An 18,260-nucleotide genomic window follows, 5' to 3' on the forward strand; every position below is an offset into this window, starting at 1 on the left:
AAATGAAAAACATCAAGGCAGGCGGAATTCGAGCTCAACAGAAAGAAAGAACCCGCCGTACTTTAATTGAAACAGCATTTAATCAACTCAATGCTGAACAAGGTTTTGCTAGTTTAAGCCTGCGAGAAGTTACGCGTGAGGCTGGAATAGCAGCTACTTCATTTTATCGCCATTTTCGTGATATGGATGAGTTGGGTTTAGCCATGGTTGATGAAAGTGGTTTAACTCTTCGTCAATTATTACGTCAAGCACGTAAACGTATCGAAAAAGGTGGTAGCGTATTACAAACGTCAGTAACTACATTTATTGAGTTTATCGATAAAAATCCAAAAGTCTTTTTATTACTTCTTCGCGAAAAAGCTGGGACGTCCTCAGCTTTTCGAGCTGCTATTGCGCGCGAAATTCAACACTTTATTGTCGAGCTTGTTGATTATCTCGATAATGCTAATCAAATGCCTCACCATTATAATGAAGCTCAAGCTGAAGCGATGGTTACTATTGCATTTAATGCTGGCGCTGAAGCGATTGACTTTGACACAGTACAGCGCCAAAAATTAATTGAAGATCTTATTTTTCAACTGAAAATGGTATCTCGAGGTGCTTATTATCTCTATCATAAAGAACAAATTAAAAAAAGATAATCATTAATATAACGACAATTTTATACTAAAACACCGACTTTCCTGAAAGTTTTGAAAAAATAAACAGTTGTTTCGTTAGTATTAAATAGATGAGATTGATATTATTTGGTGGGCATATTTATTACAAGTAATATGTATTTTTATTATTAAAGTTTATAAATAGGTGATGAAGACATATTTTTGATTAATTACTGCGGCAAAAGCCGCAGTAATATTTGTAGCGATTAATTAAAGATTTTGTAATACTTTTTCAACACTATCTTTCGCGTCACCGAATAACATATAGCTGTTTTCTTTAAAGAATAGTGGGTTTTGTACACCTGCATAACCGGTATTCATTGATCGTTTAGAAATAATTACTGTTTTTGCTTTCCAAACTTCAAGAACAGGCATGCCAGCAATTGGACTATTTGGGTCTTCTTCTGCAGCTGGGTTTACTGTATCATTTGCACCAATAACCCAAACAACATCCGTATCAGGGAAGTCATCATTGATTTCATCCATTTCAAGAACGATATCATAAGGCACTTTGGCTTCTGCGAGCAATACGTTCATATGACCAGGTAAACGTCCAGCAACAGGATGAATACCAAATCTTACTTCGATATCCATTGCGCGTAGTTTTTCGGTAATATTACTTACGGCACCTTGTGCTTGTGCAACAGCCATACCATAGCCAGGAACAATGATAACAGAACGCGCCTCTTTTAATGTTTGTGCAACTTCGGCTGGTTGCATTTCACGGTACTCACCTTGTTCTTCATCAGATGAACTAGCTGCGCTACCATCACTACCAAATCCACCCGCAATAACGCTGATAAATGAACGGTTCATTGCTTTACACATAATATATGACAAAATTGCGCCTGATGAACCAACTAATGCACCAGTTACAATGAGAAGATCATTACCTAGCATAAAGCCTGCCGCTGCTGCAGCCCAACCCGAATAAGAGTTTAACATTGAAATAACCACAGGCATGTCAGCCCCACCAATTGAAGCAACAAGATGGAAACCGAACACAAAAGCAATAATCGCCATGATTAACAAGCTAATTGTTGCACCAGCACCACTTTCTACATCAACGAAAGTAAACATTAAAATGATTGAAACAATAATTGCCGCCAGGTTCCAATAATGTTTATTTGGAATTGATAATGGTTTTGAACTAATTCGTCCATTTAATTTACCGAAAGCGACAACAGAGCCTGAGAAGGTTACTGCGCCGATAAAGACACCAACAAAAATCTCTACTAAATGTACAGTTAGTTCGCCGCCATGAAACTCTTGAATGTGAGGATCTAAAAAGCTGTTTAAGCCAACAAGGACCGCTGCCATTCCCACAAAACTATGAAGTAGCGCAACAAGTTCTGGCATTTGTGTCATTTCAACTTTTTTAGCAAGATATAAGCCAATAGTTGCACCAATAATCATTGCTATAACTATCCAGTGTAATCCGCCTTTAATACTAGCAACTGCTGCGATAAGAGCGATTGCCATACCAATCATACCATAGATATTTCCTGATTTGGCTGATTCTTGGTTAGAAAGGCCACGTAAACTAAAGATAAAAAGTAATGCAGCAATTACATAAGCTGCCTGAATAATTCCATTACTTAACATAATTTATGCTCTCCCTTACTTGCCACGTTGGAACATTTTCAGCATTCTTTGGGTAACAAAGAATCCACCAAAAATATTGATACTAGCAATCAAAATAGCAACAAAGGCAATTGCCGTAGTTAAGCCATTATCATCACCGACTTGTAATATTGCACCGACTAATATAATCCCAGAAATTGCATTAGTGACCGACATCAGTGGTGTATGTAAAGAGTGTGTGACATTCCATACTACGTAGTAACCAACAACACAAGATAATGCAAATACGGTAAAATGTCCTAAAAAGCTTTCTGGAACCGAGTTAGCAAGCCAAAAGAAAGCAATGAGAGCCAATGCTAAAATACCATATTTTTTTCGAGGTTCCATTGGTTTCGGTTCAGGCTTAACAATTGGCTCAGCTGCTTTTTTCTGCGGTTGAGCAGATACTTGAATTGGGGGGGCAGGCCAAGTGATTTCTTTATTTTTGACCACCGTTACACCACGAATTACAACATCTTCAAAATTGATATCAACATTCCCGTCTTTTTCTTTTGCAAGTAGTTTTAATAGGTTAACAATGTTCGTACCATAAAGTTGTGATGCTTGTGCTGGCATACGATTAGCTAAATCAGTATAACCAACAATCTTTACATTGTTATCTGTTTCGAAAACTTCTCCTGGTTTAGTCAATTCACAGTTACCGCCAGTTAATGCCGCTAAATCAACAATAACACTACCTGGTTTCATGGATTCAACCATCTCTTTAGAAATAAGCTTTGGTGCAGGTTTTCCCGGAATTAAGGCCGTGGTAATAATGATATCAACATCTTTCGCTTGCTCAGCAAACAGGGCCATTTCAGCTTCGATAAAGGCGGCTGACATCTGTTTAGCGTAGCCGTCGCCAGAACCGGCTTCTTCTTCAAAATCTAGCTCTAAAAAGTCGGCTCCCATGCTGTTAATTTGTTCAGCAACTTCAGGGCGGGTGTCAAAAGCACGAACAATCGCACCTAAACTCACCGCTGCGCCAATAGCAGCTAGTCCAGCAACACCAGCTCCAATAACTAATACTTTAGCCGGTGGGACTTTACCAGCAGCAGTAACTTGACCGGTAAAGAATCGACCAAATTGATTTGCTGCTTCGATAACTGAACGGTAACCAGCAATATTAGACATTGAACTCAATGCGTCTAAAGATTGTGCTCGTGAAATACGTGGCACACAGTCCATTGCCATAACAGTAATATTTTTAGCTGCTAATTTTTCTAATAATTCTTTATGCTGAGCTGGATAAATATAACTGATAAGGGTTGCTCCCTCTTTCATTAAAGCAATTTCATCGTCGGTTGGTGCATGAAATTTCAATATTAAATCACTTTGCCAAATATCTTGTGTATTTTGAATTGTGGCTCCAGCATCAATAAAAGCTTGGTCTTCAAAATGAGCTGCATGACCTGCGCCTTGTTCTACGGAAACTGTAAAGCCCAATTTTAACAGTTGTCCAACAGTCAGGGGAGTTGCAGCAACTCGAGCTTCATTGGTTAACCGTTCTTTAGGTATACCGATATGCATTTCGTTACGTCCTTATGTTAGTTTATAAAATGTATATTGATTTTAGCATAAATAGGTTTCTGTGCGAGTAGGGAATCTATTTTTTATTCAAGAAATAAGATTTTTAAATTATTTGAGTGATATTTATTAATTAATATTATTATAAGGCTGTAACTAAATAGCCCTAATTTAAATAATACAGTTTGAACTCTTTCCTCGAATTCCATTACAAATTTACTGTATATTGTTATATAATTGGTGGCATTTTTATTCATACCGCACAGAGATAAAACCTCTGAGGTATGTTTCGATTTTGTTCTCCTTGAATTAAGGATTCTTTATGATTGATTTTTCCCAATCAGTGCCAGAATTGGTTGCTTGGGCAAAAAATAATGATTTTTCGATCTCATTACCAGTTGAACGGCTTGCTTTTTTATTAGCAATAGCAGTATTAAATAGTGAACGGTTTGATGGTGAAATGACGGAATCTGAATTAGTTGATGCCTTCCGCCATGTATCGCAAATTTTCGAACAGAGTGAAGAAACGATAACGGTTAGAGCGAACAATGCGATAAATGATCTCGTTCGCCAACGTTTTATTACTCGATTTACGAGTGAAATGACTGATGGGTTTTCTATCTATCGTTTGACACCATTGGGAATAGGTATTACTGATTATTATATTCGTCAGCGAGAGTTTTCCACCTTACGTTTATCTCTCCAACTTTCTATTGTTGCACAAGAGTTAAAACGAGCTGCCGATGCTGCGCTTGAAGGCGGTGATGATCTGCATTGGCATCGAAATGTTTTTGCGCCGTTAAAATATTCCGTTGCTGAGATTTTTGACAGTATTGATATCACGCAACGTGTTATGGATGAGCAGCAGGCAGATGTGAAGCAAAATATTTCAGCCTTATTAAGCCAAGATTGGCAAGCTGCAATTAGCAGTTGTGAAGGTTTACTTACCGAAACATCGCAGACATTGCGTGAGTTACAAGATACTTTAGCTGCTGCAGGGGATAAGCTACAAGCTAGTCTTCTTTTGATCCAAGATGCAATATTGGACAATCCTGATCTTGATAAGATTAACAATGTGATTATAGATTTACAGGGCAAACTTGACCGGATTATTGGTTGGGGGCAAAAGGCGATAGATCTTTGGATAGGTTATGATCGCCACGTGCATAAGTTTATTCGTACCGCAATTGATTTAGATAAGAATCGCGTTTTTTCGCAGCGTTTACGTAAATCAATTCAAAATTACTTTGATTTGCCTTGGTCACTGACTTTTGCTAATGCTGATCGTTTGCTTGATATGCGTGATGAAGAATTAGTCTTACACGAAGCAGAAGTAACCGGCGAATTACCAGCAGAGCTCGAATTTGAAATGATTGAAGAACTTCAAGAGCATATTATTGCGCATATTGAACAAAATCTACTGATCTTTAAGCAAGAAAATAAACCACTTGATATGGGTATTGCCATTCGCAGTTATTTAGCGCAGTTCCCACGCGAACAACATTTTGATATTGCAAGGTTATTTATCGATCACGCTATTCGTTTAGGTATTGCCGAAGACGATTTGCTAGGTATCCCTGCCGAATGGAAACTGATTAACGATTATGGAGCTAAGGTACAAGCACATGTCATCAATAAATACTAAAAATTTAGAAATAGAATCAACCGCTCATCACCTTGATAAAGTTATGGGGCGTATTGCAGCCAGTTCTCAAGCATTAATCGATAAATATATGCCTGTAAAATTAGCGCAGGCGATTGCTAATCCAATTTTTCCAGAACTTGATAGCTTACTACGATCAGGGCGCCATATTGGTATTGATGAGCTTGATCATCATGCTTTTTTAATGGATTTCCAACTTGAGCTTGAGCAATTTTATCAACGTTATAATGTTGAATTGATTCGAGCGCCAGAAGGCTTTTTCTACTTGCGTCCACGCTCTACAACATTAATTCCTCGTTCAGTATTATCGGAATTTGATATGCTTGTTGGTAAAGTACTTTGTTATCTATATTTGAGCCCAGAACGATTGGCTCATGAAGGCATTTTTACCTTACAAGAGCTATTTGATGAACTGGTTTCGTTAGCTAACGAAAATAAATTACTGAAATTAGTTAACCAGCGTTCAACCGGTTCAGATTTAGATCGCCAAAAACTCTTTGATAAAGTAAAAACAGCTTTAAATCGCTTACGTCGGCTTGGTATGATTTTTTTTATTGTTGGAAACGACAGCTCACGCTTTCGTATTAACGAAGCTATCTTCCGCTTTGGGGCAGATGTTCGTAGTAGCGATGATGCGCAAGAAGCGCAACTGCGCTTAATCCGAGATGGTGAAGCAATTAAAATTGAATCATCACTGACTTTAGATAATGATAACAGCGAAGAACAAGAAGAAGTTAATGAGGAGACAGAATAAACATGATTGGACACGGTAAATTTCACTCATTAACGTTAATTAACTGGAATGGTTTTTTTGCGCGAACTTTTGAGCTAGACCAATTAGTCACAACGCTATCGGGTGGTAATGGGGCTGGTAAATCAACCACAATGGCAGCATTTGTAACCGCATTAATTCCTGACTTAACCTTATTACACTTTAGAAATACAACGGAAGCCGGGGCGACTTCAGGTTCACGAGACAAAGGCTTGCATGGTAAATTAAAACCGGGTGTTTGTTATTCTATGCTTGATGTGATTAATTCTCGTAACCAACGTATTATTTGTGGTGTCCGCTTACAACAAGTTGCAGGTCGCGATAAAAAAGTCGATATCAAACCATTCTTATTGCAAGGTTTACCTATTGGTATAAGCCCAACAGAATTGGTAACAGAACGACTCAATGATAAACAAGCTCGCATTTTATCGTTACTAGAGCTAAAAGATAAAGTTGAATTGATGGATGGTATTATCTTCAAACAATTTAACTCGATTACTGATTATCATTCAGTTATGTTTGATTTTGGCATTTTACCAAAACGCTTACGTTCACCATCAGATAGAAGTAAATATTACCGATTGATCGAAGCCTCACTTTATGGCGGTATCTCAAGTGCTATTACACGTTCACTACGCGACTATTTATTACCTGAAAATGGTGGGGTGCGTAAAGCTTTCCAAGATATGGAAGCGGCACTGCGTGAAAACCGAATGACATTAGAAGCGATTCGAGTTACACAATCCGATCGGGATTTATTCAAACATCTTATTACTGAATCGACCAATTATGTCGCGGCCGATTATATGCGTCATGCTAACGCACGCCGAGTGCATATTGAATCGGTACTTGGCTTGCGTCGTGATATGTTTAAAACGCAAGATCAGCTTATTAGTAATCAATACCGCCAAGTAGAAACGGCGAAAGAACTTAAAGAGTATCAAGAAGCGCAAAGCGATTTGGAAACTGATTTACAAGCCGCTAATGATCACCTCAATTTAGCACAAACAGCGCTACGCCAACAAGAAAAAATCGACCGCTATCAAGCAGATTTAGATGACTTAAATTTAAAGCTTGAAGAACAAAACGAAGTGGTACTTGAAGCGAATGAACAGTACCAAGTTTATCGCGATCAGGTTAACGAAACAGAGCAAGAAGTCGATGAAATCAAAACACAGTTGGCGGATTATCAGCAAGCACTTGATGTTCAACAAACACGAGCAATTCAATACCAACAGGCTTTACAGGCACTAAAAAATGCGCAGTCATTATGTCAGCTACCAAAACTAGATATTAGCAATATCGAAGATCACTTTGCCGTGTTTGATGAAAAGCAAAAAGAGATCACCGAACAAGTTCTTGAACTTGAACAAAAATTAAGTGTATCTGATGCAGCCATGAATCAATTTGATCGAGCTTATCAATTGGTGATTAAATTAGTTGGTGATGTGACACGTAGTGATGCCTTTGTTGCAGCGAAAGAAGCATTAAGAAAATGGCCATCACAATGTTATCAAGCTGAACAAGCGGAACATTTACAGCTACAACTTGATGAACTAGAACAGCGCTTTTTTGAGCAAAAAGAAGCAGAATCATTACTAACACAGTTTTGTAAACGTATTGGACGACAAATTAATTATGATGAGCTTGACGAATTAAAACAAGAGATCGAATCCCAACTAGATGAGAATGCGGAGCGGGCTAACGAATCAAGCGAAAAGCGTATTGAATTTAGGCAAGAACTTGAACAGATTCAATCGAAAATTACTGATTATCACCAAAAAGCACCATTATGGTTAAAAGCCCAAGATGCGTTAATTGCTTTGCAAGAACAAACCGGTGAAACGTTTAATAACAGTCAAGCCGTGACTCAACATATGCAAAAGTTGCTTGAAAGAGAGCGAATATTAGTTACTGAACGAGATCAAATTAGCTTTAGACGTAATCAATTAGATGTCCAAATTGAGCAACTTAACCAACCTAGTGGTGTTGATGATGGTCGTTTATCTGCATTGTCTGAACGCTTCAACGGTGTATTACTTTCTGAAATTTATGAAGACGTAACCATTGATGATGCGCCTTACTTTTCAGCGCTCTATGGTCCAGCAAGGCAAGCTATCGTTGTGCCAGACTTATCATTAGTTAAACAGCAATTAGAAAGCCTTACCGAAAGTGATGAAGACTATCCTGAAGATATCTACTTTATTGAAGGTGATCCTTCATCATTTGATGATAGCGTTTTTGATTGCGAAGAGATGAATAAATCCGTACTAGTCAAAACAGGCGATCGCCAATGGCGATTTTCAAGTTTTCCAAGTGTACCACTATTTGGTCGAGCAGCGCGTGAAGTTCATCTTGAAAAACTATCGATTGAACGTGATGAATTACATGAACGTTATGCAACAATTTCATTTGATTTACAAAAATTACAACGCATTGAGCAAAATGTTGGACAGTTTATAGGTCAATATCTTGCGGTTGCTTTTGATATCGACCCTGAAGCGGAAGCGCAAAAATTAGCGACAAGACGCACCGAAATTGAACGTCAATTATCATCTCAAGAAAGCATTGATCAACAAAACCAACAACAAGTTATTAATTGCAAAGAGCAATTAGCTACCGTTAATAAGCTTGTTGCTCAGATGCACTTGCTTGCAGATGAAGATTTAGCGGATCGGGTTGATGAATTACGTGAACAATTAGCTGAAGCGCAAGAATCTGTGCAGTATGTTAGCCGTAATCGCAATACTGTTTCAGAACTTGAACCGATTGTGGCACTATTACAAAGTGATCCTGAACAAAATGAATCGCTTCGTGAACATTACAACACGGTTAAAGCACAGCAACACACGATTCGCCAACAAGTTTTTGCGTTAACTGAAGTCATACAACGCCGAGCTCACTTTAGTTATGAAGATTCGGCTGGCATGTTGAGCGAAAATAGTGATTTAAATGAAAAATTGCGGTCTCGATTAGAAGTGGTTGAAGCGCAAAGAGCTGAAGCGCGTAGTCAGATGCAACAGTATCAAGATAAATACAATCAATATAACCAAACGTTTGCCTCGCTTAAAAGCGCATTTGAAACTAAGCGTGATATGTTGCATGAACTACAAAAAGAGATCGAACAAATTGGCGTAAAAGCGGACGCGATCACAGAAGAACGAGCGCGATTGCGCCGTGATGAAATCCATCAAAAATTAAATAATAACCGTCAACATTGTACATCGCTTGAAAAACAACTGATTATGTGTGAAAGCGAAATGACACAGATGCAAAAACGCTTAACTCAGACACTGCGTGATTATAAACAACTTCGCGAACAGATAGTACAAGCGAAAGCAGGATGGTGTTTAGTATTAAGGTTGGTTAAAGAAAACAGTGTTGAACGTCGACTACATCGCCGAGAACTGGCTTACTTAAGTGCTGATGAGCTACGTTCTATGTCGGATAAGGCATTGGGTTCGTTACGCTTGGCAGTTAATGACAATGAACATCTACGGGATGTTTTAAGATTATCAGAAGATCCAAAACGTCCAGAACGTAAAATTCAATTCTACATCGCAGTTTATGCACATTTACGCGAGCGAATTCGCCAAGATATTGTGAAAACAGATGACCCTATTGAAGCGATCGAACAGATGGAAATTGAATTGTCACGTTTAACGGAAGAACTCACATCACGTGAACAGCAGCTGGCAATTAGTTCAAAGAGTGTGTCCAATATTATCCGTAAAACCATACAGCGAGAGCAAAATCGTATACGTATGCTTAACCAAGGCTTACAAGCGGTAGCATTCGGTCAAGTCAATGGCGTACGCTTAAATGTTAGCGTTCGAGAAGCACACTCTACTCTGTTATCAGCATTAGCTGATGAGCAAAACGAACATCAAGATCTGTTTAGTAATAATCGTATTACATTTTCAGAAGCTTTAGCAAAACTTTATCAGCGTTTAAACCCACATATTGATATGGGACAACGAACGGCACAAAATATTGGTGAAGAACTGCTTGATTATCGGAATTATCTTGAAATGGATGTTGAAGTGAACCGTGGTGCGGATGGTTGGCTACGTGCTGAAAGTGGTGCGCTATCAACCGGTGAGGCAATTGGTACGGGTATGTCAATTTTACTCATGGTTATTCAAAGTTGGGAAGAAGAATCCAAGCGACTACGTAATAAAGACATTTTACCATGCCGTTTATTATTCTTGGACGAAGCCGCTCGACTAGATGCCAAATCCATTGCAACACTATTTGAGCTTTGCGAACGGCTAGAAATGCAATTAATCATTGCCGCTCCAGAAAACATCAGCCCAGAAAAAGGCACAACGTATAAACTTGTACGTAAAGTGATAAACAACCAAGAGCATGTGCATGTGGTTGGTTTAAAGGGCTTCGCTTAATTTGTTTTGTCGACATTGTCGGCAAAACATTGGCGTATTTTGTAAAAAAGTTTCAGGTAACTATACGTTTTAGTATAAAAATATGGTTATAAGCTCAATAGCAATATGAGGTATTGAGCCAAATTAAGCCATTTTATAAAGGCGTACTCTGTCTAATCTTTGGCAGGATCACTTCCACCATCAAATAAAAACAGCAGTCCTTGCCTCTTAGCATGGCAGTTTGAGTATCTTATTAATGGGTGAATTTTTCTTGCCATAATAATTTTAGTATATAGTTTCGTATAACTAACCATATAACTAAAAATTTTGGTTGTAAATGTACCTTACTGATACTTAATGGGCAATAAAATAGACTTTAAGGCTTGTTATTACTGGTTTTGGTGTGCTTTGTTGGGGTTAAAAGAATATTACTGTTTATTGATTTGGTGCGTGGGCGGGACTTGAAAAGCGCTGTTTAAATCATTTTTCATAAAGCATTGTGTTTGTTTCTTCTGTTTGCCGTACCCCCATTTGTACCCCCAAAATAAAAACTGACCCCCAATATTAGGTATTTTAATCTTGCCAAATTGAAAGGTTAAAAATTGGTTTTAGAATTTTGACGGTGTAAAAATTTATCTAGGTGAGCGGTATCCGTTAATTATGTTTTAGATTTTTTATACCTCCCCCCCCATAAAAATAAAATTTTATAAAAAAGTGTTCACGGTGTTCACTACTTGCTTGAAGCCTTATTCTAAAAGGGTTTGAGCGGTGAACACTTAATGATTTACTATTCACAAGTGTACACTTTAGGTGTTCACCACAAGATAAATAATGGATTAATTTAGATCTAGCTATATATGTTTAGCTAAATATTCCACCATTTCTTTATTATTTAAAAAAGAATAAAATCTTTTTGCTAAGGCTTTTATTCTTGTATATCGTTTTGCTTCACTAAGTTGTTTTTCGGCACAATAACAATTAAGACCATCATACATATCAAAGTAATCATAATAGATAAAAAGCCAATAGTGCTTTATTCTATGAAAATATCTGTTTCCAAATTCTATATATTTGAATACAAAACTATGAAGAAGATCGCCAATATCTTCTAAACTATTACATATCATAATTTTTTGGCTAAAAAGTCTCATGAAAACTAAACAGCTATAATTAATGCTTGGTATAGAAATATTTTTTTCGGAAAGATATCTTTTTAAGTACGTCATAACCTCATCGCTATCTATTTTTTTATCAAGTCCCAAAGAAGCAATAATCAATAGTATTTCTGAATCATCACCTTGCATAACTTGTTTTTCAGCCCAATCAATTATTAGGCCACTAGAATAAAAATATTCTGATGGTGAACCATAATATTGATTAAATCTATAAAGCGATAAAATTTCATCGAGAGATAAATTACTCAATTTTAAAACCTTTTATTTATAAGAAAATACCCATTTAATGTATCTTATCTTACATAAGCGAACAACAAAAAACCGCCCAAATTAGGCGGTTCATAGGTTAACAAATATTAACTACGAGCTAGTTCTTCGGCTTTGGGCAGCCAATCTTGACTAGTGTTAATATTAAGCTCTACGTTGGTTCTCATCCCTTTATTTGCTCTTTTACGCATGTAGTCTTTACCGTTTTCTTTCATTGCGTAATTAAGCGATGTGCCAAATTGCGTCAGTGATAACGGATTGTTTAAACCTGTATTGCGGATGTATTCAATATAAGCATGATATAAATATTTTCGGGGGTTAAAGGGCATTATTCCCATATTGCCAATAAACATACCATTGGGATAATCAAGCGCATCAAGATAACTACAAAAATCTACCAAGTGGTCGGATTCGCGTTTAATCGCCGTCGCTTCATCTGATTGTTGTTGCTGGTGTAGTCTTTCTTTAGCTTCTGCTGGACTGGTAAACTCATTTAATAGCAACCTCACAATTGAGGGGAGCTCTTGCTCTATTTTGCTAACCAAGTTTAAATCTCGCTCTTTTTCAGGGATGACTTCGCCAAAGTGAAAGATAACCCTACGCCGTGATATACCGCCGTTACGCTCGTTAAATCTCATTGCCTCGTTATTGATAACCAAGACTACCGCAGGGATTTTACAAGAATAGGGTTGCTTGTGTTTTGGGTCTATTGCGACTTCATCACCGCCAGTAATTGCTTTTAATCCTGCGCCACTGCCCATATAACGCGGTTGGTCGGGTAAGATGACTAATGAGTAACCCACGATTAAGGCTCTGTCCCTTGCCTTTTCTAAGGCGTCCATAGTGCCTATTACAGTATTGTTTTTACCTGACAACATCGTCGCAATTTCAGCAAAAACACTTTTACCGCTACCACCTGCGCCTGTAACCTCTAAGAATAATTGCCAGTCATGACGATTAGCCAATATCATATATAGCGCAGCTAAGATATTTTTAGCCTTATCTTGATTGCCTGATGCTCTTTTTAGCCATTTAGCGAAGTTTGGCGCGTGAGTATCAAAAGATTCCTTTTCTTTGGCAGGGTAGTAATCAATATCATTACTGACTAATAGCCAATCTTGCTTATTGTGAGGTCTAAAGGTTTGGCTTTTTAGCTCATATACGCCATTTTTAAAGCAGATTAAATCTTTCTGAGGTGTTCCCATTATCGGTAGGGACAATCTGAGCGATTCAACCGCTGAGCTAATTCTTAATGGGTTAAATGGCTCGCCTGATTGAGTAAATAAATCGGCTAAGGTTCGCATTAGCATTTTATCGCTGATGGGTTGCCATGCGTTATCTTTATAGTAATAGATTTCATCGGTAGTAAGATTAATTGCAAGGTTATTGTCATAATATTGATTGAGCAGTTCAGCCCGTTGACTTGATGCCATTTGCGATAGGTTCATACTTGATAACTCGTTTTGCATGTTATGTTTTGTCATGGTGGATAACTCTGGTTTTATGAGGTTTTTATTAAAATGAGCCGAAGCGTTATCGCTTCCAAATTGTTGCCTATAATCATCCCAATCACATTTATAATCTGTATCAGGAACGGAGTAATAACCATTTACCGCTTGAGCTGCCTCTATTGCTTTAGCTAAGCCCGTATTAGGGCTTTGACCAATATCGTTATCACCTGCAATAATGATTTTAGCGGTAGGGTTTAACTCACGAATGTCTTTAGCTACATGAATAAGATTACCTGCGTCAATAGCGGATATAACAATAGACTGTTGGCGGAATTCCGCTATCGATATCCCTGTGGCTAAACCCTCACAGATAATAATTTCATTATGTGCGAGCAAATTTGCGCACACCTCGGCAGGTCTGCTCAAAACTGAGCGCACTAATATAAAAGCACTTTTCTTATTTGAGTCTTTCATTAAGTGCTTACTGCCATCAGGTTCGATAAATTGACCACCTGCGTATTCATTATGAAGATTCAGCATAGGCACAAAAATGCGCCCGTTATCTAACAAGGGTAAATCAAAGGTTAACCCTTTCTTGGTCAGGTATTGAGATTGCCCTAATGTTGCTTTAGATAGCAAATACTCGACCTTTTTACATACGGGATTATCTGGTATGTTATCATTATGTAATTGTTCAGAATCTATTTTTCTAAATACGAGATTTTCCCGTATTTTGTTATTCTGATTAGACAGATTTAAACATTCCGCTACTTTATTTGATGCTTCTTTAGCGTCACATTGACAATAGTTTTTGATAAGCTCTAAGCCATCACCACTACCGCACTGGTTACAGATGTACGTACCTCTACCATTTTGATTATCAAATCTAAATCTATCCTTACCCCCACAGACAGGACAAGGGCAATGTTTGCCATTACCCACTTCAATACCTAATGATTGAAAGACATAATCCCATTTACCTACGGCTTGGGCTGTAATTTCATTGATTTTCATTACATCCCCCTTAATGAATTATCGCGCTAGATTCAGCTTTGATATCTTCGGCTAAATCAATAAATAACGTTGCAAGCATTTCTTGCCCGAATTGCGTTAGTGCCATAGGTTTATCATCACTTTCGGCGTACATCTTTTTTAATAGTCCATAGGTACGATTTAACCCCTCACTTTCGCCAAAGTCTTCAATCAAGCATTCTTCAAGACTAACTTTTAACCCTAAAACAATTAAATCTTTATCAATATCAATCTTGATATCCTCATGAATAAACACCTTGGCGCCGTTTTTATTAATCTGCTCAATTAAAAATAAACCTGCTATTATCGCCATGGTAGAATCAACGATACTATGGTGAATTACTGTCACTTCTTGCTGATTATTCATGATTTACCCCCCTTAATTTGTGTCATGTATCGCCTAACTTCGGGCGGTAGTCGCTTGGTGACATCGGCGAGTAAGTTAGGGATTTCATCCTTGCCAAAAGAAAGTAGTGCTACATATTTGCCATTTTTAAGCCTTAATGCGGTAATAATGCCGTCATCGTTATGGGCAAAATCAAACTCTTTCATTCTTTGCCTCCTTGCACTCGGTTTCGCTTCTAAATAGCTTTTTAGAATCGTTAATTAAGTCTGATACAGCATCAAGGGCGTAGGCGCGTAACTCATCATTAATTGGTGTATTAGAATCACAATCCACCATTAAAAGCGTGGTGATAGCGTTGGCTTGTCCTAGTTTTGTATTGATAGTATTTATTGCGTCCAGTGAGATATTAGCCATTATTCTTATCCTCCGTTAACCCGTACTCTTGTAACTCATCAAAAGCTTGCTCTACTAAATCAACGATAACCCACAGTAAATTACTCATATCGGCTTGTTCGATAAAAGGCTCATCATATCCTGCGCACTTATAATTAGTGTTATCCAAAGCGATTTTAGCCATGCTCCGAACTTGAATAAGTTTTGCTTCGATGTTATTTATTATCTGAAAGTTATTATTGCCCATAGTGATAACCTCCAAAGCTTCTAGTGTCTTCAATGACTGGATATAAGCGAATTCTGGCAATAAAGATAAGGGAGGATTTGCCTAGACTTTTTCTAGCTTGTTGTTCTGTAGGAGCTAATGCCTCAAATACTTTGGCAGTAGTAAGGTCATAGAATTTAAATAGTTTAGTTTCACGATTACTTTTTTCTTGATAATTCGTTTTCAACATACTATTTACCTCCCTTACGGTTTTGTGTAGCATCAAGTAGGTTAATTTGATTTGAAGCGAAACAAGCGACATCCCTTAATTGTGCTAGTAAATAGCCAATATCGCGCATATCACTTTTAAGGTTCTGCTCGGAATAACTTTCATTTTCACTAGCCCAAAACATCAGGTTACCAATCGCACCTATTCCATATAGAATAGATTGCTGTAGTTCTTCAAAATGATTTTCAGCTTGTAGTAAATGGTGTGTTGGAATATCTGCTTGATAGAGATTTAAAACAGAAATTAAATTAGATAGGTCAGGTTGCCCATTTTTAGGGCGTAGGGTATCATTACTATTAGCCATAGCATTACTCCATTTAATGTTTGTGGTTAGATAGCTCATTGAGGTGTGAACTCTTTGGGCTATTGTTTTTTGGGGCGCGACCATTATAATGGTCGTTACCGTGTAATTATAATAATATCGGGTAATTACCATGTCAACACCAAAAGAAAAAAGATCACCACAATACCAAATGCGATTAACCGAAGAATTTCGGCAACAGTTAGAAGAAGAAGCTATGAAAGATGGCGATACTAGCTTGGCTACTTGGATTAAAAGAGTTTTAAGAAAAGAATTACAATCACGAGGAATTATACCTAAAGCATAATAATTAAGTTTCTTGTGGTTTCTTTTTATGGACTCAATAAACCTACTTTTAAAATTCAACCCCATGCAATGATTAGTACGCATTAAAAAAACGGTTTTCACTGCGTACTTAGTGCGTACTTTTACACTGGTTTCCACTGAAATAGGCTTTTTTGACTGAAAACTAGAATTATTGCCAACCAAGAAGAATGATTTCACCTTTTGGATGGCGTTAATTCCGTTAAAATAGCAATTTAAGCGATTATTTGGGGCTTGGGTATACTGTCCTATTGCTAAGGCGTTAAATGGGTGTGTAGTCATCATAATTAAGCCACCTTACCCAATAACCGAATCATGTAGCTTTGTGATAGCTTGATGAGTTCTGCTTTTCGTTTTTCATAATTCCAACCCATATCTATTAACGTGATATTGGATTTCTCAAGGTAAGCTAAGTGATTAAGCTGTTCTTCAGTGATATGGTCGCGAATATCACCCGTGAGATTATGAGCTTTTCGGTAAGCCTTTGCTGTCATGCCAAGTACAATACGATTAATCATATCAAATTCATTAGTATAGTGATGTGGCTTGGTCTCCTTGCCTAGGGATAATCGTTGTATAGCTAAAGCGTCACACATAGGACGGCTATAATCTGCGACTTCTAAACGTGCTTTTAACCGCTTAAGAGCTTTCTTTTGGATTGTTGGCGCGATTTCTTTAAGGTGCTCTTCACACGTATAAAGTACTTTCTTATTGCTCGTCCTTTCTCGTTGTTTTCAATCATCGCCAATTCTTTAGCGGTTCCGATTGTAAGGATGTAATCTGTACTTTTACGATCTCCACCTCGCTTAGTTGTCCATTTTATTTGTTGTTCATTATTTGTACTTTGATTCCTGAATTCTGATGAATCAAAGATTAAAAAATCATCATTTTTAATAAGCCCATATTCTTTTATTCTTCCCTTTATCCATGTTGAAAAATCATTTCCTACTTTTAAGTAATTATGTAAAGCCTTTGCGCTAACTGTTTGTTGTAATTTGCCGTTTAATTGCGTATCTGTTACTGGTACTAAATGATTAAACTCTGTCATAAGTATTACTCCTAACTTGTCGAAAAATCCCTCTTTTAGCTAAATTTAGGCAAAGGGATACCGTCGGCTCAAAAATGAGCTTTGCTATAAAATCAATTAATTAAGCTGCTTTGCTTGGGTAAAGTGCTAAAATTTGGCTGATATCCGATTCAGTTAATAAGCTATTTTCATAACTAAGAATCAGATTAACCACCTTTTGAGCATCTTCCTTATTGGCTAGGTAATAGCGATAGTGTGAGCCTATTCCGTCGGTATTAGGTTCATCCATGCGCTTTAATGTGATACCTAACTTTCTTTCTAGTTCTGAACAGTAATTTCTACCGCTAGAAAGCCTACAGGTGCGCAATATCTCATTTTCGGTAATACCATTGTCACCAGTACACGCAATTAATAGGTAAGCTCTCGGCTTTTTGGGTAGCTTTTTATTGTAAATACCCCAAACTTAGTACAAGATTCAAGTAGAAAATCATGCTGTTTGTTTTAGTGTTTTATATTCGAGCGGTGTCATGTTATTTAATGCCTCATGCGGTCTTTCGGTGTTATAAATCGTTAACCATTCTTCGGTTATTCTCCTTGCTTGCGCTAAGTTGTTAAAAAGATATAAATCGAGTACTTCAGTACGATAGGTGCGATTAAATCGTTCAATGTACCCGTTTTGATATGGGCTACCGGGCTCTATATAATCAATGGCTATATCATGTGATTTAGCCCAGTTTATAAAGGTTTTTCCTGTAAATTCTGGTCCATTATCGACGCGTATTTTTAATGGATAGCCATGATATTCAGCCAGTTTATCTAAGTAA

General features: G+C 37.5%; 19 protein-coding genes. 5 read left to right on the forward strand and 14 right to left on the reverse strand.

Annotation, left to right across the window (positions count from 1 at the left end; genetic code table 11):
- Positions 1-2 precede the first annotated feature (2 nt).
- A complete protein-coding gene (fabR, locus tag A9G23_RS00485; RefSeq protein WP_065585754.1) occupies positions 3-641 on the forward strand; it encodes an HTH-type transcriptional repressor FabR in 639 nt (212 codons plus the stop codon).
- Positions 642-869: 228 nt separating this feature from the next.
- Here the strand turns inward: fabR and pntB are convergent, their stop codons facing one another.
- Both pntB and pntA read right to left on the reverse strand, forming a co-directional pair.
- Entirely contained in the window at positions 870-2,264 is a 1,395-nt protein-coding gene (gene pntB, locus A9G23_RS00490) for a Re/Si-specific NAD(P)(+) transhydrogenase subunit beta (protein ID WP_065585755.1), read from the reverse strand.
- A gap of 15 nt (positions 2,265-2,279) precedes the next feature.
- Positions 2,280-3,812 (reverse strand): Re/Si-specific NAD(P)(+) transhydrogenase subunit alpha, encoded by a 1,533-nt coding sequence (pntA, locus tag A9G23_RS00495; RefSeq protein WP_065585756.1) that lies wholly within the window; start codon positions 3,810-3,812, stop codon positions 2,280-2,282.
- Positions 3,813-4,131: 319 nt separating this feature from the next.
- Here pntA and mukF point away from each other — a divergent pair, with 319 nt between their 5' ends.
- Genes mukF through mukB form a run of 3 tightly spaced genes read left to right on the forward strand, consistent with a single transcriptional unit; the run spans position 4,132 to position 10,647 of the window.
- The gene (gene mukF, locus A9G23_RS00500; protein WP_065585757.1) at positions 4,132-5,454 is read left to right on the forward strand and encodes a chromosome partition protein MukF; all 1,323 of its coding nucleotides are present in this window, start codon (positions 4,132-4,134) and stop codon (positions 5,452-5,454) included.
- A gap of 43 nt (positions 5,455-5,497) precedes the next feature.
- Complete coding sequence (gene mukE / locus A9G23_RS00505; protein WP_081296875.1) at positions 5,498-6,226, forward strand: chromosome partition protein MukE; 729 nt, start codon at positions 5,498-5,500, stop codon at positions 6,224-6,226.
- A 2-nt stretch (positions 6,227-6,228) separates the two neighbouring features.
- Positions 6,229-10,647, forward strand: a complete 4,419-nt coding sequence (mukB, locus tag A9G23_RS00510; protein WP_065585758.1) for a chromosome partition protein MukB — start codon at positions 6,229-6,231, stop codon at positions 10,645-10,647.
- A gap of 830 nt (positions 10,648-11,477) precedes the next feature.
- Here mukB and A9G23_RS00515 read toward each other — a convergent pair.
- From A9G23_RS00515 to A9G23_RS00550, 8 genes are all read right to left on the reverse strand, one after another.
- Positions 11,478-12,050, reverse strand: coding sequence for a hypothetical protein (locus A9G23_RS00515; protein WP_065582856.1), 573 nt, complete (start codon positions 12,048-12,050; stop codon positions 11,478-11,480).
- A 107-nt stretch (positions 12,051-12,157) separates the two neighbouring features.
- Positions 12,158-14,533 (reverse strand): primase-helicase zinc-binding domain-containing protein, encoded by a 2,376-nt coding sequence (locus tag A9G23_RS00520; protein WP_065585759.1) that lies wholly within the window; start codon positions 14,531-14,533, stop codon positions 12,158-12,160.
- Positions 14,534-14,543: 10 nt separating this feature from the next.
- The gene (locus A9G23_RS00525; RefSeq protein ID WP_065585760.1) at positions 14,544-14,918 is read right to left on the reverse strand and encodes a hypothetical protein; all 375 of its coding nucleotides are present in this window, start codon (positions 14,916-14,918) and stop codon (positions 14,544-14,546) included.
- On the reverse strand, positions 14,915-15,103 hold the full coding sequence (locus A9G23_RS00530; protein ID WP_065585761.1) for a hypothetical protein: 189 nt from the start codon (positions 15,101-15,103) through the stop codon (positions 14,915-14,917). Before A9G23_RS00530 ends, A9G23_RS00525 begins: the two co-directional genes overlap by 4 nt.
- The gene (locus tag A9G23_RS00535; protein ID WP_065585762.1) at positions 15,090-15,311 is read right to left on the reverse strand and encodes a hypothetical protein; all 222 of its coding nucleotides are present in this window, start codon (positions 15,309-15,311) and stop codon (positions 15,090-15,092) included. The genes A9G23_RS00530 and A9G23_RS00535 overlap by 14 nt, the downstream gene beginning before the upstream one ends.
- On the reverse strand, positions 15,304-15,537 hold the full coding sequence (locus A9G23_RS00540; protein WP_065585763.1) for a hypothetical protein: 234 nt from the start codon (positions 15,535-15,537) through the stop codon (positions 15,304-15,306). Before A9G23_RS00540 ends, A9G23_RS00535 begins: the two co-directional genes overlap by 8 nt.
- Complete coding sequence (locus A9G23_RS00545; RefSeq protein WP_065585764.1) at positions 15,527-15,745, reverse strand: host cell division inhibitor Icd-like protein; 219 nt, start codon at positions 15,743-15,745, stop codon at positions 15,527-15,529. Before A9G23_RS00545 ends, A9G23_RS00540 begins: the two co-directional genes overlap by 11 nt.
- A gap of 1 nt (position 15,746) precedes the next feature.
- On the reverse strand, positions 15,747-16,088 hold the full coding sequence (locus A9G23_RS00550; RefSeq protein WP_065585765.1) for a hypothetical protein: 342 nt from the start codon (positions 16,086-16,088) through the stop codon (positions 15,747-15,749).
- A gap of 130 nt (positions 16,089-16,218) precedes the next feature.
- Between A9G23_RS00550 and A9G23_RS11415 the strand changes: the two genes are divergently transcribed.
- Entirely contained in the window at positions 16,219-16,392 is a 174-nt protein-coding gene (locus tag A9G23_RS11415) for a hypothetical protein (protein ID WP_176700243.1), read from the forward strand.
- A gap of 304 nt (positions 16,393-16,696) precedes the next feature.
- Here the strand turns inward: A9G23_RS11415 and A9G23_RS11100 are convergent, their stop codons facing one another.
- The 4 genes from A9G23_RS11100 to A9G23_RS00560 all read right to left on the reverse strand — a co-directional run.
- Complete coding sequence (locus tag A9G23_RS11100) at positions 16,697-17,005, reverse strand: hypothetical protein (RefSeq protein ID WP_141674878.1); 309 nt, start codon at positions 17,003-17,005, stop codon at positions 16,697-16,699.
- Between the two features lie 35 nt (positions 17,006-17,040).
- Positions 17,041-17,457, reverse strand: coding sequence for an antA/AntB antirepressor family protein (locus A9G23_RS11105; RefSeq protein ID WP_081296874.1), 417 nt, complete (start codon positions 17,455-17,457; stop codon positions 17,041-17,043).
- A gap of 100 nt (positions 17,458-17,557) precedes the next feature.
- Complete coding sequence (locus tag A9G23_RS11420) at positions 17,558-17,725, reverse strand: hypothetical protein (RefSeq protein WP_176700579.1); 168 nt, start codon at positions 17,723-17,725, stop codon at positions 17,558-17,560.
- A 198-nt stretch (positions 17,726-17,923) separates the two neighbouring features.
- A partial coding sequence (locus tag A9G23_RS00560; protein ID WP_141674879.1) for an integrase core domain-containing protein occupies positions 17,924-18,260 on the reverse strand: 337 nt, incomplete at its 5' end.

Origin of the sequence: Gilliamella sp. App4-10 (assembly GCF_001690495.1) — a bacterium.
GTDB classification, from domain to species: Bacteria; Pseudomonadota; Gammaproteobacteria; order Enterobacterales; family Orbaceae; genus Gilliamella; species Gilliamella apicola_G.

Coding starts and splice junctions, on each gene's coding strand:
- A9G23_RS00520 (WP_065585759.1), bottom strand. CDS start 14,533: ATGAAAATCAATGAAATTACAGCCCAAGCCGTAGGTAAATGGGATTAT.
- A9G23_RS11415 (WP_176700243.1), top strand. CDS start 16,219: ATGTCAACACCAAAAGAAAAAAGATCACCACAATACCAAATGCGATTA.
- A9G23_RS11105 (WP_081296874.1), bottom strand. CDS start 17,457: ATGACAGAGTTTAATCATTTAGTACCAGTAACAGATACGCAATTAAAC.
- mukF (WP_065585757.1), top strand. CDS start 4,132: ATGATTGATTTTTCCCAATCAGTGCCAGAATTGGTTGCTTGGGCAAAA.
- mukE (WP_081296875.1), top strand. CDS start 5,498: ATGGGGCGTATTGCAGCCAGTTCTCAAGCATTAATCGATAAATATATG.
- fabR (WP_065585754.1), top strand. CDS start 3: ATGAAAAACATCAAGGCAGGCGGAATTCGAGCTCAACAGAAAGAAAGA.
- mukB (WP_065585758.1), top strand. CDS start 6,229: ATGATTGGACACGGTAAATTTCACTCATTAACGTTAATTAACTGGAAT.
- A9G23_RS00535 (WP_065585762.1), bottom strand. CDS start 15,311: ATGGCTAATATCTCACTGGACGCAATAAATACTATCAATACAAAACTA.
- A9G23_RS00525 (WP_065585760.1), bottom strand. CDS start 14,918: ATGAATAATCAGCAAGAAGTGACAGTAATTCACCATAGTATCGTTGAT.
- pntB (WP_065585755.1), bottom strand. CDS start 2,264: ATGTTAAGTAATGGAATTATTCAGGCAGCTTATGTAATTGCTGCATTA.
- A9G23_RS00545 (WP_065585764.1), bottom strand. CDS start 15,745: ATGTTGAAAACGAATTATCAAGAAAAAAGTAATCGTGAAACTAAACTA.
- A9G23_RS00530 (WP_065585761.1), bottom strand. CDS start 15,103: ATGAAAGAGTTTGATTTTGCCCATAACGATGACGGCATTATTACCGCA.
- A9G23_RS11420 (WP_176700579.1), bottom strand. CDS start 17,725: ATGGATGAACCTAATACCGACGGAATAGGCTCACACTATCGCTATTAC.
- A9G23_RS00550 (WP_065585765.1), bottom strand. CDS start 16,088: ATGGCTAATAGTAATGATACCCTACGCCCTAAAAATGGGCAACCTGAC.
- A9G23_RS11100 (WP_141674878.1), bottom strand. CDS start 17,005: ATGTGTGACGCTTTAGCTATACAACGATTATCCCTAGGCAAGGAGACC.
- A9G23_RS00540 (WP_065585763.1), bottom strand. CDS start 15,537: ATGGGCAATAATAACTTTCAGATAATAAATAACATCGAAGCAAAACTT.
- pntA (WP_065585756.1), bottom strand. CDS start 3,812: ATGCATATCGGTATACCTAAAGAACGGTTAACCAATGAAGCTCGAGTT.